This window comes from Buttiauxella sp. JUb87, assembly GCF_004361975.1.
Taxonomy (GTDB): Bacteria; Pseudomonadota; Gammaproteobacteria; order Enterobacterales; family Enterobacteriaceae; genus Buttiauxella; species Buttiauxella ferragutiae.
Genome location: NZ_SNVY01000002.1, coordinates 617,173 through 634,152, shown reverse-complemented (window position 1 = coordinate 634,152; position 16,980 = coordinate 617,173). Strand labels below are relative to the sequence as shown.

The 16,980-nt window shown below is 50.6% G+C and carries 17 protein-coding genes, 3 tRNA genes and 1 pseudogene; 15 read left to right on the top strand and 6 right to left on the bottom strand.

Annotated features, from left to right (window positions below; translation table 11 throughout):
- Positions 1-79 precede the first annotated feature (79 nt).
- On the top strand, positions 80-319 hold the full coding sequence (locus EC843_RS11135) for a DUF1435 domain-containing protein (RefSeq protein WP_064543322.1): 240 nt from the start codon (positions 80-82) through the stop codon (positions 317-319).
- A 52-nt stretch (positions 320-371) separates the two neighbouring features.
- Here the strand turns inward: EC843_RS11135 and EC843_RS11130 are convergent.
- The 4 genes from EC843_RS11130 to rsmC form a co-directional block, all read right to left on the bottom strand.
- Positions 372-458 (bottom strand) — tRNA-Leu (locus EC843_RS11130).
- Between the two features lie 32 nt (positions 459-490).
- Positions 491-577, bottom strand: a tRNA-Leu gene (locus EC843_RS11125).
- A gap of 29 nt (positions 578-606) precedes the next feature.
- Positions 607-693 (bottom strand) — tRNA-Leu (locus EC843_RS11120).
- A gap of 120 nt (positions 694-813) precedes the next feature.
- Positions 814-1,845: a 16S rRNA (guanine(1207)-N(2))-methyltransferase RsmC gene (gene rsmC, locus EC843_RS11115; RefSeq protein ID WP_064543324.1), complete on the bottom strand. Its 1,032-nt coding sequence runs from the start codon at positions 1,843-1,845 to the stop codon at positions 814-816.
- 117 nt (positions 1,846-1,962) lie between these two features.
- On the opposite strand from rsmC, the gene EC843_RS11110 reads away from it, so the two are divergent.
- The 14 genes and pseudogenes from EC843_RS11110 to EC843_RS24810 all read left to right on the top strand — a co-directional run.
- A complete protein-coding gene (locus tag EC843_RS11110) occupies positions 1,963-2,376 on the top strand; it encodes a DNA polymerase III subunit psi (RefSeq protein WP_121815734.1) in 414 nt (137 codons plus the stop codon).
- Positions 2,345-2,788, top strand: coding sequence for a ribosomal protein S18-alanine N-acetyltransferase (rimI, locus tag EC843_RS11105; RefSeq protein ID WP_064543328.1), 444 nt, complete (start codon positions 2,345-2,347; stop codon positions 2,786-2,788). The genes EC843_RS11110 and rimI overlap by 32 nt, the downstream gene beginning before the upstream one ends.
- 16 nt (positions 2,789-2,804) lie before the next feature.
- Entirely contained in the window at positions 2,805-3,479 is a 675-nt protein-coding gene (gene yjjG / locus EC843_RS11100) for a pyrimidine 5'-nucleotidase (RefSeq protein ID WP_064543330.1), read from the top strand.
- A 111-nt stretch (positions 3,480-3,590) separates the two neighbouring features.
- Complete coding sequence (gene prfC, locus EC843_RS11095) at positions 3,591-5,180, top strand: peptide chain release factor 3 (RefSeq protein ID WP_064543556.1); 1,590 nt, start codon at positions 3,591-3,593, stop codon at positions 5,178-5,180.
- Between the two features lie 342 nt (positions 5,181-5,522).
- A complete protein-coding gene (osmY, locus tag EC843_RS11090) occupies positions 5,523-6,140 on the top strand; it encodes a molecular chaperone OsmY (RefSeq protein ID WP_064543331.1) in 618 nt (205 codons plus the stop codon).
- A gap of 144 nt (positions 6,141-6,284) precedes the next feature.
- A complete protein-coding gene (locus tag EC843_RS11085) occupies positions 6,285-6,446 on the top strand; it encodes a DUF1328 domain-containing protein (protein WP_064513877.1) in 162 nt (53 codons plus the stop codon).
- A 125-nt stretch (positions 6,447-6,571) separates the two neighbouring features.
- A complete protein-coding gene (locus tag EC843_RS11080; protein WP_064543333.1) occupies positions 6,572-7,645 on the top strand; it encodes a patatin family protein in 1,074 nt (357 codons plus the stop codon).
- The gene (locus tag EC843_RS11075; protein ID WP_121814863.1) at positions 7,642-8,421 is read left to right on the top strand and encodes a TatD family hydrolase; all 780 of its coding nucleotides are present in this window, start codon (positions 7,642-7,644) and stop codon (positions 8,419-8,421) included. The genes EC843_RS11080 and EC843_RS11075 overlap by 4 nt, the downstream gene beginning before the upstream one ends.
- 168 nt (positions 8,422-8,589) lie before the next feature.
- On the top strand, positions 8,590-9,870 hold the full coding sequence (locus tag EC843_RS11070) for a NupC/NupG family nucleoside CNT transporter (RefSeq protein ID WP_064543337.1): 1,281 nt from the start codon (positions 8,590-8,592) through the stop codon (positions 9,868-9,870).
- Between the two features lie 340 nt (positions 9,871-10,210).
- Positions 10,211-10,990 (top strand): deoxyribose-phosphate aldolase, encoded by a 780-nt coding sequence (gene deoC, locus EC843_RS11065; RefSeq protein WP_064543339.1) that lies wholly within the window; start codon positions 10,211-10,213, stop codon positions 10,988-10,990.
- A 58-nt stretch (positions 10,991-11,048) separates the two neighbouring features.
- Positions 11,049-12,368 (top strand): thymidine phosphorylase, encoded by a 1,320-nt coding sequence (gene deoA / locus EC843_RS11060; protein ID WP_064543341.1) that lies wholly within the window; start codon positions 11,049-11,051, stop codon positions 12,366-12,368.
- 73 nt (positions 12,369-12,441) lie between these two features.
- Positions 12,442-13,665 carry a phosphopentomutase gene (gene deoB / locus EC843_RS11055; RefSeq protein WP_064543343.1) on the top strand — a complete coding sequence of 408 codons (1,224 nt, stop codon included), beginning with the start codon at positions 12,442-12,444 and terminating at the stop codon, positions 13,663-13,665.
- 194 nt (positions 13,666-13,859) lie between these two features.
- Positions 13,860-14,579 (top strand): purine-nucleoside phosphorylase, encoded by a 720-nt coding sequence (gene deoD, locus EC843_RS11050; protein ID WP_064543345.1) that lies wholly within the window; start codon positions 13,860-13,862, stop codon positions 14,577-14,579.
- Positions 14,580-14,782: 203 nt separating this feature from the next.
- Positions 14,783-15,120 (top strand): annotated as a pseudogene (locus EC843_RS24810) (transcriptional regulator); the annotation flags it as partial.
- A 55-nt stretch (positions 15,121-15,175) separates the two neighbouring features.
- Here EC843_RS24810 and lplA read toward each other — a convergent pair.
- A complete protein-coding gene (lplA, locus tag EC843_RS11045; protein ID WP_133522255.1) occupies positions 15,176-16,192 on the bottom strand; it encodes a lipoate--protein ligase LplA in 1,017 nt (338 codons plus the stop codon).
- A 15-nt stretch (positions 16,193-16,207) separates the two neighbouring features.
- Positions 16,208-16,861 carry a YtjB family periplasmic protein gene (locus EC843_RS11040; RefSeq protein WP_064543354.1) on the bottom strand — a complete coding sequence of 218 codons (654 nt, stop codon included), beginning with the start codon at positions 16,859-16,861 and terminating at the stop codon, positions 16,208-16,210.
- Positions 16,862-16,980 lie beyond the last annotated feature (119 nt).

Genomic DNA, 16,980 nt, shown 5'->3' with positions numbered 1-16,980 from the left:
GAATCTACACAAGCGCTGACAAACGAGAAATTATATCATATGATATTGGTTATCATTACCAATTGATGAGATAGAGATAATGTTACAACGGCAGTTAGAAAGTGCGTGGGCAGTGTTGATACCTGGAGGAATTGTCGCCGCATTGTTGTATCTGGATCTTTCTTTTAGTCAGTGGCGAGTGCTGATTGTGCTGGGATTATTGGTGACGACGGCAATGCTCTACCATAAACGGTTACGTCATTTTGTCTTGTTGCCATCATGCGTTGCATTTGCCAGTGGGCTTGCACTAGTGATGATGAATCTGGAAGCTATGAAATAGGGATGTGAAACAGAGAATGACGAGAGTGAAGCCAGAAGAGGGTGATAAGAATTGGTGCGAAGAGAGGGACTTGAACCCTCACGCCCGTTAGAGCACTAACACCTGAAGCTAGCGCGTCTACCAATTCCGCCACCTTCGCAAATCAAATCTTATCTGATATCGCCTTCGCATTGGTGCGAAGAGAGGGACTTGAACCCTCACGTCCGTAAGAACACTAACACCTGAAGCTAGCGCGTCTACCAATTCCGCCACCTTCGCGCAGTGCGAACGATATCTTGCGTGGTTAATGGTGCGAAGAGAGGGACTTGAACCCTCACGTCCGTAAGAACACTAACACCTGAAGCTAGCGCGTCTACCAATTCCGCCACCTTCGCATACCCACAACACCGAAGTATTGTAACCACGGAGGCGCATTCTAGATGTTTTCTGCGCGTCGTCAACAGTTAATTTAGTGCCGCTTTTCTAATCGCTGCAAAAAGCGGCACAACAACGTGTTAGCGCTTCTTCACGCCACGCATCACAACTGAGCGGTAAACTTTGAAACGGCCTGTCTGAGCGATCACTTCGTGGTTACCGAAGGTTTCATCCAGCACGTCCGGATACGCCAGGAAGGCGTTCGCCACGATACGCAATTCACCGCCCATATTCAGGTGGCGTACTGCGCCACGAATCAGCTGGTGAGCCGCATCCAGGCTGGTTTGTAAACCATCATGGAACGGTGGGTTTGAGATAATCATGTCGAAACGGCCATTCACTTCGGAATAGACGTTACTGGCGATAACTTCGCCTGCAATTTCGTTGGCGGCAAGCGTTGCACGGCTTGCCGCAACGGCTGGTGCAGAAACATCACACAAAGTCAGACGGACTTTTGGTGAATGCTTAGCAAGCGTTACCGCCAACACGCCTGCGCCGCAACCGACATCCAACACTTTGCCTTTGGTGTGCGGTGTCAGCGTGGAAAGCAGCAATTTACTGCCAGTGTCCAGACCGTCACGGCTAAACACGCCAGGCAGAGTTTTTACGGTCAGGCTTTCGTGTTGATACTCATCCCACCAGGAATTCTCATCAAACTGCGGCTGTTTTTCCAGGCGACCATGATAGAAACCGCAACGACGTGCGCTATCAATTTTATTGAGTGGGCTAAATTCGGCGAGCATCTGCTCAGCACTGCGCACACCACTACGGTTTTCACCAACCACAAAAATATCGCTGCCAATTGGCATCAACGATAAAATGTTCATCAGCTGGAACTGAGCTTCTGGCTTATTCTTCGGCCAGTAATAGATTAATGTATTGCAGTCGCCAATGCTGCTGGCGTCAGCCACCAGGCCGTATTGTGCATCTTCGCCCATCTGAGCGCTCAATACCTGCCAGTGGTGAAATTGTTGGGTATGGACGCGACTTGCTGCCGTTTCGAAACGGGCAGGCATGTCGTCTTGTAAATCACCGGCAAACAGCACGCGGCTCTCGGTAAAATCATCGCTATGGCGCAGCAGCACTTCACTTGCCGGGGTTAACGCAGTCATCAAATTACTCCTGGGAAATCAGAACCGGGATTATAGAGCTTTAATGGCGCACATTCGATGAATTTGCTATATTTGCGCCCCAATTGGCACTCTCTACCTGGTTTCGCTATGCCCCATATACCTTTGCGACGTGACTGGTTGTTACAACAGCTGGGCATCACCCAGTGGGAGCTGCGGCGCCCGGCTGCGTTGCAGGGCGAAATCGCGGTCTCGCTGCATGAAAACGTTAAGTTATTGATAATCGCCGAAGATCTTCCTGACTTAAACGATCCTTTCGTTTGCGATGTTTTGCGCAGCCTGAATCTGGATGCACAGCAGATTATGCAACTGACCCCGGAACGAGCTGCAATGCTGCCAGGTGAAAGTCGTTGTAATAGCTGGCGACTGGGTGTGAGTGAACCGCTCCCTATTTCTGGCGCGCAGTTAGCGACCCCGGATTTAAACGAGCTTTATCATAATGGCGCTGCCAGACAGGCGCTGTGGCAACAAATTTGCGAACATGAACACGATTTCTTCCCTCAACACCAGTGACTTGAGCCTGGCTTACGCCATCGAACAACGCAGCCATGCTTTCCCATGGAGTGAAAAAACCTTCGCCAGTAACGAGGGCGAACGCTATTTGAACTTACGACTCGATGTTGACGGTAAAATGGCAGCGTTTGCGGTGACGCAGGTCGTGCTGGATGAAGCGACGTTATTTAATATTGCGGTCGACCCGGATTTCCAACGACAAGGTTTGGGCCGCCAGTTGCTGGAGCATTTAATCAGCGAGCTGGAAGCGCGAGATGTGTTTACCCTGTGGCTTGAAGTGCGCGCCTCGAATACGGCGGCGATTGCACTGTATGAAAGCCTGGGCTTTAACGAGGCGACGATTCGCCGTAACTATTACCCCACAAAAGAGGGTCGGGAAGATGCCATCATCATGGCATTACCTTTAGGCTGAAACGACAGGTGTGTAAATGAACTGGGACTGGATTTTATTTGATGCTGACGAAACGCTGTTTACCTTTGACGCGTTCGGCGGCTTACAGCGGATGTTTCTCGATTATAGCGTGACGTTTACCGCTGAAGATTTCCAGGATTACCAGGCTGTTAACAAACCTTTGTGGGTCGATTATCAGAACGGTGCTATTAGCGCGCTTCAGTTACAGCATCAGCGTTTTCTGGGCTGGTCGGAAAGATTGTCGGTGCCTGCGGGTGACCTGAACGCTGCGTTTCTCAATGCTATGGCCGAAATTTGTGTGCCGTTGCCCGGTGCTGTTTCGCTGCTTAATGCGTTAAAAGATAAAGTAAAAATCGGTATTATCACCAACGGATTTACTGCGCTGCAGCAAATCCGCCTGGAACGCACGGGTCTGCGCGATTATTTCGATTTGCTGGTGATTTCCGAACAGGTCGGTGTCGCGAAACCCGATCGTAAGATTTTTGATTACACCTTTGAGCAAATGGGCCATCCGCCGCGCGACCGCGTCATGATGGTTGGCGACACCGCAGAATCAGATATTCTGGGTGGCATGAATGCAGGAATTGCCACCTGCTGGCTCAACGCCCACGGACGAAGCTTACCGGAAGGCATCTCACCGACCTGGGAAGTGACCACACTAAATGAACTGGAGCGATTGTTGTGTAATTGATGATTGCATCACAGCTGATTGTTAAACCTGACCTGATGGGTAAAATAGCCGCCAGGTAACGTTCATTTGCCGCGCAGTTACGCCTGTGCGCAATTCACAGAAGAATTCATTATGACTTTGTCTCCTTTTTTGCAAGAAGTGGGGAAACGCCGCACTTTTGCGATCATTTCTCACCCCGATGCCGGTAAAACGACCATCACGGAAAAAGTGTTGCTGTTCGGACAGGCGATTCAAACTGCGGGTACGGTAAAAGGCCGTGGCTCCAACCAGCATGCAAAATCTGACTGGATGGAAATGGAAAAGCAGCGTGGTATCTCGATTACCACCTCCGTCATGCAGTTCCCGTATCGCGACAGCCTGGTTAACCTGCTGGACACCCCAGGGCACGAAGACTTCTCCGAAGATACTTATCGTACGCTGACCGCGGTTGACTGCTGTTTGATGGTTATTGATGCCGCGAAAGGTGTTGAAGATCGTACCCGTAAGCTGATGGAAGTTACCCGTCTGCGCGATACGCCAATCCTCACTTTTATGAACAAACTTGACCGCGACATCCGTGACCCAATGGAAGTGATGGATGAAGTTGAACGCGAGCTGAAAATTGCCTGTTCACCTATCACCTGGCCAATCGGCTGCGGCAAGCTATTTAAAGGTGTTTATCACCTCTATAAAGACGAAACTTATCTGTACCAGACCGGTAAAGGTCACACCATCCAGGAAGTGCGTATCGTGAAAGGGTTAAACAACCCTGATCTGGATGTGGCGGTAGGTGAAGAACTAGCAGCACAGCTGCGTGACGAGCTGGAACTGGTACAAGGTGCTTCCCACGAATTTGACCGTGAGTTGTTCCTTGAAGGCGAACTGACTCCGGTGTTCTTCGGTACAGCATTGGGTAACTTCGGTGTTGACCATATGCTGGACGGCCTGGTCGAGTGGGCTCCGGCGCCAATGCCACGCAAAACTGATACGCGTGTAGTAGAAGCGGCTGAAGATAAATTCACCGGTTTCGTGTTTAAGATTCAGGCCAACATGGACCCGAAACACCGTGACCGCGTGGCTTTCATGCGTGTGGTTTCCGGCAAGTACGAAAAAGGCATGAAGCTGCGCCAGGTTCGTACCGGTAAAGACGTGGTGATTTCTGATGCGCTGACCTTTATGGCGGGTGACCGTTCGCACGTTGAGGAAGCCTTCCCTGGCGATATCATCGGCCTGCACAACCACGGCACCATTCAAATTGGTGATACCTTCACCCAGGGCGAAATGATGAAGTTCACCGGTATTCCGAACTTCGCACCGGAACTGTTCCGTCGTATTCGTCTGCGTGATCCATTGAAGCAGAAGCAGTTGCTCAAAGGCCTGGTACAGCTTTCTGAAGAGGGCGCGGTACAGGTATTCCGCCCAATCGCCAACAACGATTTGATTGTGGGTGCGGTCGGTGTGCTGCAGTTTGATGTGGTTGTGGCGCGTCTGAAGAGTGAATACAACGTTGAAGCGATTTACGAATCCGTCAACGTTTCGACCGCGCGTTGGGTTGAAAGCACTGATGTGAAGAAGTTTGAAGAATTCAAACGGAAAAACGAAATGCAGTTGGCTCTTGATGGCGGCGACAACCTCGCTTATATCGCTCCAACCATGGTGAACTTGAACCTGACGCAAGATCGTTACCCGGAAGTGACGTTCCGTAAAACTCGCGAGCACTAATCCCCTCTCAGGGCGCGGCAGTCGTCGCGTCCTGCTACTTTTCCCGTCTTATTAATCCCTTACGGATTGTTCTTAATTTCCTGCATTTTCCTTACGTTCCTCCATTCACACCATGCAAATCTGTGATTGTTGTCTATATTTAACAAACCAGTGACAAATTGGTTGGTCGAATATGCCATGTAAACGAAGCTTTCTGGCGGGTTCATCCACTCTAATTTTTGTTGGCGTTATTAAAAACTGAACGGAAAATTTTTGGGCCGTAACACTTGGCCTGAGGTTTAAGGAAAGCCGTTACGTTAAGGCTTGTGCTCAAATTGTGAGCAAAACTATAGGAATTAATCGATGACTATGACTACGACTAAGATTTCTAAAACTCTGTTAGCTGTTGTTCTTGGCTCTGTGCTGGCAAGCGGTAGCGCTTTAGCAGAAGACAAGATGCTTAACAAAACCGAATCGACAGCGGACACAGCAGGCGAAAAAATTGATAGCTCCGTAAAAGACGTCGGTAATTTCATGGATGACAGCGCTATCACTGCGAAAGTGAAAGCCGCCCTGGTCGATCACAAAGATATTAAAAGTACCGATATCTCAGTGAAAACCGACAAAAAAATCGTCACGTTAAGTGGGTTCGTTGAAAGCCAGGCGCAGGCTGAGCAGGCCGTAACAGTTGCCAAAGGCGTGGAAGGGGTCTCTTCTGTCAGCGACAAACTGCATGTGCGTGACGGGGCCGATAAATCAGTCAGCGGTTATGCAGGCGATACTGCTACCACCAGCGAAATTAAAGCTAAACTTTTAGCAGACGACATCGTGCCTTCGCGCCATGTGAAAGTTGAAACCACCGAAGGTGTAGTCCAGCTATCGGGTACTGTGGAATCAAGCGCGCAGTCCGAGCGGGCTGAAAGTGTTGCCAAAGCAGTTGATGGCGTTAAAAGCGTCAAAAACGACCTGAAAGTGAAGTAACCGATCAATCGAAACTTTCTCCTCTGGTTATGCCGGGGGAGTCAGTAACCAAGTAAGCAACATCAATACCAAATATCGCCAATGAGTGCGCATCCCGCACCCATCCAGAAGCGATTCGGGTTCACTATGGTTAAGGAGAGGCTTATGTTTCGTTGGGGCATTATTTTTCTGGTCATTGCGTTGATTGCAGCAGCTCTGGGTTTTGGTACTCTTGCGGGTACTGCGGCAGGTGCTGCAAAAATTGTCTTTGTGGTAGGTATTATTCTGTTCCTGGTTAGCCTGTTTATGGGCCGAAAACGCCCATAGCGATTTTTACGTGCTATAACCATTAGAGACAGACCAGAGAGCCAGTCTATTTAGACTGGCTCTCGCGTTTTTAAGCGACTAACAAATAACCAATAATAAATATCCTTTAGATTAAGGAAAGCAGGGTGGGACAAAGAATACCCGTAACGCTCGGCAACATTGCGCCGCTTGCGCTTCCAACGTTTCGTCCAGGAAAACTCGCCATTATTTGTGAAGGTGGCGGGCAGCGTGGGATATTTACAGCCGGCGTGCTGGACGAGTTTATGCGCGCTAACTTCAACCCGTTCGATCTCTTCTTAGGCACCTCCGCGGGTGCGCAAAACCTTTCCGCTTATGTTTGTCACCAGCCTGGTTATGCCAGAAGAGTGATCACCCGTTTTACCACGACCCGTGAATTTTTTGATCCTCTGCGCTTTGTGCGTGGCGGGCATCTTATCGATCTCGACTGGCTGGTTGAGGCCACATCGTCAAAAATTCCGCTCTCAATGTCGAGCGCGGAAAAACTGTTTGAGTCCGGTAAAGCGTTCTATATGTGCGCCTGTCGCAGTGATGATTACACCCCAGGTTACTTTTCGCCGAACAGCACAAGTTGGCTGAATATCCTCAAAGCCTCCAGCGCCATCCCGGGTTTTTACCGTAGCGGGGTAGAGATTGATGGCATCGGTTATCAGGATGGTGGAATAAGCGATGCGATTCCGGTTCGCGAAGCCGTGCGCCTGGGGGCTGATACGTTGGTGGTTATCCGTACTGTTCCTTCGCAAATGTATTACACGCCTGAATGGTTTAAACGCATGGAGCGCTGGCTTGGCGATAGCAGCCTGCAACCGTTGCTCCATTTGGTGAAACATCACGAGGCAAGTTATCGTGAGATACAGAATTTTATTGAAAAGCCACCGGGCAAACTGCGTATTTTCGAAATCTATCCGCCGAAGCCACTGATGAGCATGGCGCTTGGCAGCCGAATGCCCGCGCTGAATACGGACTATAAAACGGGCCGTTTATGCGGGCGCTATTTCCTTGCTACCGTGGGTAAACTGCTGGCGGCTCAACCGCCGATAAAACGCCATCATCCGCGTATTATCGTGCCAGGCCCGGTTGTGGTGGCGCCGGGAATCGTGACGCATGAGCCTTTATCTCAGGCGGTGATTGAAACCCCAGAGGCGAACGATTCCACCTTTAATAATGAAGGTACGGCGTGACAATGACTTTTTACGATACGCATTGTCACTTCGACTTCCCGCCGTTTAGCAATAACGAAGCCAGTAGTCTGGCGCTTGCTGCACAAGCGGGTGTCGAAAAAATTATCGTTCCGGCCATTGAAGCCGAGCGCTTTGGTGTCGTTCTGGCTCTGGCCGACAATTATCCGCCGTTGTATGCCGCGCTGGGCTTGCACCCGATTGTGATTCACAAACACCAGGATGCGTCACTGGCGTTGCTGGAACATCATCTGCAACAACGTCCGAAAAAGCTTGTGGCAATTGGCGAGATCGGTCTTGATCTCTATATGGATAATCCGCTTTTTGAGAAACAAGAAGCGATGCTCGATGCGCAGTTAAAGCTGGCAAAACGTTATGATTTGCCGGTCATCCTTCATTCACGTCGTACCCACGACAAACTCGCTGCCCATTTAAAACGCCACGATTTACCGCGAGCCGGTGTGGTGCATGGTTTTTCGGGCAGCCTGCAACAGGCTGAACGTTTTGTGGCATTGGGCTACAAGATTGGAGTGGGGGGAACCATAACCTATCCGCGAGCCAGCAAAACGCGCGATGTGATGGCGCAACTACCGCTCAGCGCGTTGGTGCTGGAAACGGATGCTCCCGATATGCCACTCAATGGCTGGCAAGGACAGGCTAATCGTCCGGAACGCATTGTTGAGGTTTTTCAAACCCTTTGTTCTCTCCGTTCTGAACCTGCGGATGTTATCGCAAATACTTTCATTCATAACTGCAATGAATTATTCAATCTGAAATAGTCAGTAACAAAATGTGATCCAGCTCACCTTATAAGATAAACGTTTCCATGAATGTGTATAAATACGTGATTGCCGTTCCATTTGCTGGCTTCCCTGCCGCTATAATCCCGCCAGTTGTCGGTTTTTAGCTCGCTTTCACTTTTATCAACTAATACACAGGGATTCTGTATGCAACTCTTCATGGGATTGATCGGCATGATCGTTCTGCTGCTGATCGCCGTTTTACTTTCCAGTCATCGCAAAGCGATAAATCTTCGCACTGTTCTGGGCGCATGGATTATCCAGGTCGGCATCGGTGCTCTTATCCTGTATGTTCCGGTCGGTCGTAAAGTTCTGTTGGCCATGTCTGAAGGTGTCGCTAACGTTATCGCTTACGGTAACGCCGGTATTTCCTTCCTGTTTGGTGGCCTGGTTTCGGACAAAATGTTCGAAGTCTTTGGCGGCGGCGGCTTTGTATTTGCCCTGCGCGTTCTGCCAATTATTGTCTTCTTTTCCTCACTGATTGCAGTGCTTTACTACTTGGGCATCATGCAGTTAGTGATTCGTGTTCTCGGCGGCGGCCTGCGTAAGTTGCTGAAAACCTCTCGCACTGAATCCCTGTCTGCGACAGCCAACATCTTTGTTGGCCAGACTGAAGCTCCGCTGGTGGTCCGTCCTTATATCGCGACCATGACGCGTTCAGAACTTTTCGCCGTCATGTGTGGTGGTTTGGCATCCGTGGCAGGTTCCGTGTTGGCCGGTTACGCACAAATGGGCGTACCGCTAGAATATCTGATTGCAGCATCCTTCATGGCGGCACCCGGCGGTTTACTGTTTGCAAAAATCATCCTGCCTGAAACAGAAACACCAAACGATGCACCAGAGCTGGAATCGATGAAAAACGATCCAGATCGCCCAGCGAACGTGCTGGATGCTGCGGCATCAGGTGCAGCTTCGGGTATGCAGTTGGCTCTAAACGTAGGCGCAATGTTGCTGGCGTTTGTGGCTCTGATTGCCTTACTGAACGGGATGCTTTCTGGCATTGGCGGCTGGTTGTTTAACTACCCGCAACTGTCGATGGAACTGATCCTTGGTTGGGTGTTCTCACCGCTGGCGTGGGTTATCGGTGTGCCATGGAGCGAAGCTAACGTTGCGGGTTCCTTCATCGGCCAAAAACTGATCATCAACGAATTTGTCGCCTACCTGAACTTCGGGGAATACCTGAAAGATGACGCCACCGTTGCGGCAGCAGGCCTGCAAGTTCTTTCAGATCACACCAAAGCCATTATTTCCTTCGCGCTGTGTGGTTTTGCTAACCTTTCCTCTATCGCTATCCTGATTGGTGGCCTGGGAAGCATGGCTCCAAACCGCCGTCACGATATTGCTCAGCTTGGCCTGAAGGCTGTAGCAGCAGGTACCTTGTCTAACCTGATGAGTGCGACAATTGCCGGGGTGTTCCTGTCATTATAAAAAGGTGATGTTAAAATTATAACATCCCTGTGAAATCAATGGTCGGCACTTTTGCCGGCCATTTTTTTATATTTGAATCACATTTTTACTCTATCTAACCTTGTTAAATCACATATACTGTACAAAGCATGTAATTTCTCCTTTGGCTTTTGTGAAGCGAGACACAATATTATCAAGATGGTGAATGTTATAATTATAACATTGCTACATATGATGTGCGGTGAGAAGGATCTCAACGTGACGGTGACCCGTGTTACCTCTGCTCTTCAAGGAACCAAGTCCGCTCCAACGTGTTGAGTTTCGAAGCCAGAGACTTCTATATCTTTTGTTGGAGAGTGTTATGACCGATTTAACTGCAAGCAGTCTGCGTGCCCTGAAATTGATGGACCTGACTACCCTGAACGACGATGACACCAATGAAAAAGTGGTAGCACTTTGTCATCAGGCCAAAACAGCGGTAGGTAATACTGCGGCGATCTGCATTTATCCTCGTTTCATCCCAATTGCTCGTAAAACTCTGAATGCCCAGGGCACTCCTGAGATCCGCATTGCTACCGTGACCAACTTCCCACACGGCAACGACGACATCGAAATTGCGCTGGCTGAAACCCGCGCGGCTATCGCTTACGGTGCCGACGAAGTTGATGTGGTGTTCCCATACCGCGCGCTGATCGCGGGTAACGAACAAGTGGGTTTTGACCTGGTTAAAGCCTGTAAAGAAGCCTGTGCTGCGGCAAACGTTTTGCTGAAAGTGATCATCGAAACCGGCGAGCTGAAAGAAGAAGCCCTGATTCGTAAAGCGTCGGAAATTTCTATCAAAGCCGGTGCTGATTTCATCAAAACCTCTACCGGTAAAGTACCGGTCAATGCCACGCCGGAAAGCGCTCGCATCATGATGGAAGTGATCCGTGATATGGGCGTTGAGAAAACCGTTGGTTTCAAACCAGCCGGTGGCGTGCGTACTGCTGAAGATGCGGCGCTGTTCCTGTCTATCGCGGATGAACTGTTTGGTGCTGACTGGGCTGATTCCCGTCACTACCGTTTTGGTGCGTCCAGCCTGCTCGCGAGCCTGTTAAAAACGCTGGGTCACGGTGACGGCAAAAGCGCAAGCGGCTACTAATCTCTTCCTTGCGGCGGTTTCCCCGCCGCATTTCACCTGATGAATTCAGGGGGTTACCTTGTTCCTCGCTCAAGAAATTATTCGTAAAAAACGTGATGGTCATGCGCTAAGCGATGAGGAAATTCGTTTCTTCATCAATGGTATTCGGGATAACACTATCTCTGAAGGGCAGATTGCAGCACTGGCAATGACCATTTTCTTCCACGACATGACTATGCCGGAACGCGTATCTCTGACCATGGCGATGCGAGATTCAGGAACCGTGCTGGACTGGAAGAGCCTCAATCTGAACGGCCCAATCGTTGATAAACACTCAACGGGCGGTGTCGGTGATGTGACTTCATTAATGCTTGGCCCAATGGTGGCGGCATGTGGCGGTTACATCCCAATGATTTCTGGCCGTGGTTTAGGCCATACCGGTGGTACGCTCGATAAACTCGAAGCAATCCCTGGATTTGATATTTTCCCGGACGATAACCGTTTCCGCGACATTATTAAAAACGTCGGCGTGGCAATTATCGGCCAGACAAACTCGCTTGCTCCGGCGGACAAACGCTTCTACGCCACGCGTGACATTACCGCGACCGTAGACTCCATCCCGCTGATTACCGCTTCCATTCTGGCGAAGAAACTGGCCGAAGGCCTGGATGCGCTGGTGATGGACGTGAAAGTCGGCAGCGGTGCATTTATGCCGACTTATGAGCTTTCTGAATTGCTCGCCGAAGCGATTGTTGGCGTGGCAAATGGCGCAGGCGTTAAAACCACTGCGCTGCTGACCGACATGAACCAGGTGCTGGCCTCCAGCGCAGGTAATGCGGTTGAAGTTCGCGAAGCGGTGCAATTCCTGACCGGCGAATACCGCAACCCGCGCCTGCATGAAGTCACCATGGCGCTGTGCGTGGAAATGTTACTTTCCGGCAATCTGGCAAAAGATGACGCCGAAGCCCGCCAGAAACTGCAAGCGGTGCTCGATAACGGTAAAGCGGCTGAAGTGTTTGGTCGCATGGTTGCGGCGCAAAAAGGCCCGACAGACTTCGTCGAAAACTATGCGAAGTACCTGCCAACCGCCGTGCTGAGCAAAGCGGTTTATGCAGATAAAAATGGCTTCATCTCCGAAATGGACACCCGCGCGCTAGGTATGGCGGTGGTAGCGATGGGCGGCGGTCGTCGTCAGGCTTCTGATTCCCTGGATTACAGCGTCGGCTTCACCGATATGGTGCGCCTGGGCGATAGCGTTGAGATTTCTCGCCCGTTAGCGGTGATTCACGCTGCAAGCGAAAGTCAGTGGCAAGAAGCGGCTCGTGCGGTTAAAGCGGCAATTAAAGTTAACGATACGGCACCGGCTAAAACGCCAGACGTTTATCGCCGTATTAGCTAAATGCTGGCATACTGATCTGATCACTTTTTGAAACGCTCTCGGGCGTTTCAGGCGCAACGACGCAGGAGAAATTATGAAACGTGCATTTATTATGGTGCTGGACTCTTTCGGCATTGGCGCGACTGAAGATGCTGACCGCTTTGGCGACGTTGGCTCTGATACCTTCGGCCATATCGCGCAAGCTTGTGCAAATGGCGAAGCCGACAAAGGCCGTAAAGGGCCACTGCATTTGCCTAACCTGACTCGCCTGGGTCTGGTGAAAGCGGCTGAAGGTTCTACCGGTAAAATCCCGGCGGGCATGGACGGTAACGCAGAAGTTATCGGTGCATACGGTTGGGCGCATGAACTTTCGTCTGGTAAAGACACTCCGTCAGGCCACTGGGAAATCGCCGGTGTTCCTGTGCTGTTCGAGTGGGGCTACTTCTCCGATACCCAAAACAGCTTCCCGCAAGAATTGCTGGATAAACTGGTCGAGCGCGCAAACCTGCCAGGTTACCTCGGTAACTGCCACTCTTCCGGTACTGTGATTCTGGATGAACTGGGCGAAGAGCATATGAAAACCGGCAAGCCGATTTTCTATACCTCCGCTGACTCCGTGTTCCAGATTGCCTGCCACGAAGAAACCTACGGCCTCGATAAACTCTACGAACTGTGCGAAATCGCCCGCGAAGAGTTGACCGAAGGCGGCTACAACATTGGTCGCGTTATCGCGCGTCCGTTTGTTGGTGACAAAGCGGGTAACTTCCAGCGTACCGGCAACCGCCATGATCTGGCTGTTGAACCACCAGCTCCAACCGTGTTGAAAAAACTGGTTGATGAAAAAAATGGTCAGGTTGTTTCCGTGGGTAAAATCGCAGATATCTATGCTGAAGTCGGTATCACCAAAAAAGTGAAAGCGACCGGTCTGGATGCGCTGTTTGACGCGACAATTACCGAGATGAAAGAAGCGGGTGACGACACTATCGTGTTCACCAACTTCGTCGATTTCGACTCCTCTTACGGTCACCGTCGTGACGTAGCAGGTTATGCCGCCGCGCTGGAACTGTTCGACCGTCGTCTGCCAGAACTGATGGAATTGCTGAAAGAGGACGATATTCTGATCCTCACCGCTGACCACGGTTGTGACCCAACCTGGCAAGGTACTGACCATACTCGCGAACACATTCCGGTATTGGTCTACGGCCCGAAAGTGAAAGCTGGCTCTCTGGGCCATCGTGAAACCTTCGCGGATATCGGCCAGACCGTGGCGAAACACTTCGGTGTTTCAGATATGGACTACGGCAAGAACATGCTGTGATACCCGTCATTCTTCGAGCCGCAGGGGTGTTGGCTGCAAAAGCTCACCCCAGTCACTTACTCAAGTAAGCTCCTGGGGATTCGCTTTCTTGCCGCCTACCTGCGACTCGAATTATTTAGGGTATATGGATTACAGATTTGGGTGAGATGTTTTATCCGCCCAGACGTTAACCTCTTAAAACAAGGAATAAAAACATGGCAACGCCACACATTAATGCAGAAATGGGTGATTTCGCAGACGTCGTTTTGATGCCAGGCGACCCGCTGCGCGCAAAACATATCGCTGAAACTTTCCTTGAAGATGTTCGTGAAGTGAACAACGTGCGTGGCATGTTGGGCTTCACCGGGACTTACAAAGGCCGCAAAATTTCTGTAATGGGCCACGGCATGGGTATCCCATCCTGCTCGATTTACACCAAAGAGCTGATCACTGATTTCGGCGTGAAGAAAATCATCCGTGTGGGTTCTTGCGGTGCAGTACGTATGGATGTGAAATTGCGTGACGTGGTTATCGGCATGGGTGCTTGCACCGATTCCAAAGTGAACCGTCTGCGTTTCAAAGACCATGACTTCGCTGCAATCGCTGACTTCGACATGGTGCGTAACGCGGTTGATGCAGCTAAAGCGCTGGGCGTTGATGCTCGCGTGGGCAACATCTTCTCTGCAGACCTGTTCTACTCCCCAGACCCGACTATGTTCGACGTGATGGAAAAATACGGCATCCTGGGTGTGGAAATGGAAGCCGCGGGCATCTACGGCGTGGCAGCAGAATTTGGTGCTAAAGCACTGACCATCTGTACCGTGTCTGACCATATCCGTACTCACGAGCAGACTACTGCTGAAGAGCGCCAGACAACCTTTAACGACATGATCAAGATCGCTCTTGAATCTGTGTTACTGGGCGACAAAGAGTAAGATTTTAAAGGGTGCTCCGGCACCCTTTATCTTTTCAAATTATCTATTCATTTTAATCCATCTATTCCGCTTATCTGCTTTATCTTTCAATTGTATAGCGCTATATATCTATTCAAGTATCTATTCATAAATCTATTCATATGAGCGCTCTGACAGATTTATTGCTGCATGGCCCATAAACTGCAACCTCATTACACCAGCGTTTGGGTGTCAGCCAGGCGACGTTTTCACGTCTGGTGAATACTGAAAGCGATGTCATAAAAGCAGGCTCTGCCAGAGCGACCCAATATGCCTGGATCAGACCAGTGCGCCAGATCCGGCAATTTCCATTGTGGCAAATAGATGATGCGGGGCAGGCCTGGCGTTTCGGTGACTTGTATCCCATCTGGCGCAGGGAAGCTGTCTGGTGATACTGAATAATGGCACCGCGCAATGGTTTAACGGTATCCCATGGTATTTAACCGATCTGCGTCCTCAGGGTTTTTTGGGGCGAGCGTGGGGGAAGCGCTTAGCACAGCAAACAGGATTACCGGAAGATATTACCCCGAGATGTCATTGCAACTTGATACCGTTGAGGCAGGCGTTAAGCGACTCGCCTAGCGCACCGTCTGCGCAATCCACGTGCTCAATTCACGTAATTCCATTTCTTGTTCCGGGAAGTCGGCAATCAGCGTTTCGCATTGCTGTTGCAACATGTCACTGCGATACAAACAGCCCTGCAAACGGGCCGCCAGCGCTTCAAGAGGCGCGGGGTTTAGGCTGTCTGTGAATATTTTCGCTTGGGTGATATGCCCTTTCTCAACGTCGAAATGCAGTTCAACACCACCCCAGGTAAAACGCTGATCCAGTAAATGGCTAAATGCCGGAGCCTGGCCGAAATTCCATTCCCAGCTACTTTGGCGGGCAAAGGTTTCAGCAAAGCCGGGTAGGTCGGGCAGGGCATCAGGAGAAATATGTTCTGCTGCCACTCGTTCGCCGTAGAAGGCAAAAAATGACTCACGTACCGCATCGCAAACTTGCTCGTGTGTCAGGCCAGGCAGCAGATCGCTGAGGTTTGCCACTCGTCCGCGTACTGACGTTATGCCTTTGGCCTGCAGTTTTTTCTGGTCTGGATTCAGGTAGTTTGCCAGGCGGCTTAAATCGGCATTAAGCAATAACGTGCCATGGTGAAATCCCCGATCCATCGTTTCCTTATAAGCCGAGCCGGAAACTTTGCGCACTCCCTCCGCGGTGGCAACTTCCAGATCATTGCGTCCGGAAGCGGTGGCACTGATGCCGAGCGCATTAAGCGCATTCACCACAATTGCCGTCGACACACTTTTGTCGTATTCCGGTTTTCCCGCCATAAAGGTGAAACAGGTGTTGCCCAAATCGTGGAATACCGCGCCACCGCCGCTGCTGCGTCTGGCCAGCCGCACGTTATCTTCTTCCATGCGCCGGGTATTACATTCTTTCCACGGGTTTTGCGCCCGGCCAATGACCACGGTATCCGCGTTGCGCCATAAGAACAGCACGCGCTGGGTTGCAGGCATCTGGCGGAAAATACACTCTTCCACCGCCAGGTTGAACCAGGGATCGTAAGAGTCCGAAATAAGCAGACGTAATGTAGACATAGCAGAAGTCCTTTCTTATTGGGGTTTATTGGCGCTCGGTTCTTCCTCATCTTCTTTTACTTCGGTATTCGCCGTCAGAAGAAAAGGAGATTGTTGCCAGCGGGTGCGTTTGCCCTGCAAAAGCGTGCGCGTCAGCACAATGCCAATTGCCAGCGCCAGTAACATCATCAGGCGCAAAATATTGGTGGTGTTATCCACTTGCTTGGCTTCAGTGGGTAGCGTGTGGGTATCGAGCGTGATGCGTAGATAGCCTACAGGCCCATCTTTATCTTCAATCGGTTGAACAATTTGCTGATTAAAATAACTGCCCGCTTTTTTCCCATCCAGAGCGAGTCGATCGCGCACGGCGATCCCTTCGCCCGCATGTGCGACCTGGCTGCCGCCGTTGTCGTAAACACCTGCATCCAGAATTCGGCTGTCCTGAGTCAATAAATTCAGCACTGTTGAAATCTTTTTCTCATCAGGATTTTCAGACTTCATCAATGGAATCAGGTTATAGCTCACCTGCCGTGCCAGGGTTCTTGCCAGTTCTTCAAGTTGCACGTTCCGGGCTTGTTGATGCCCCTGGCTAAACCACGACGCGCCCTGCATCAGTGCGACTAAAAGTGCGAGGCAGATAAGCACAATCACTGCACGATGCAGCCTAAATTTCATTTTTGCCCGAGCCATAATGCACCTTCAATAAATTGCTTACTTTAATGTTGCCAGAAGCGGCGTGGACAAGGTAGCCTCATGCGTTGTTTTGTTCCGAATACCCTTAATCATTCGAATTGCTGCAGTGTTGGCTG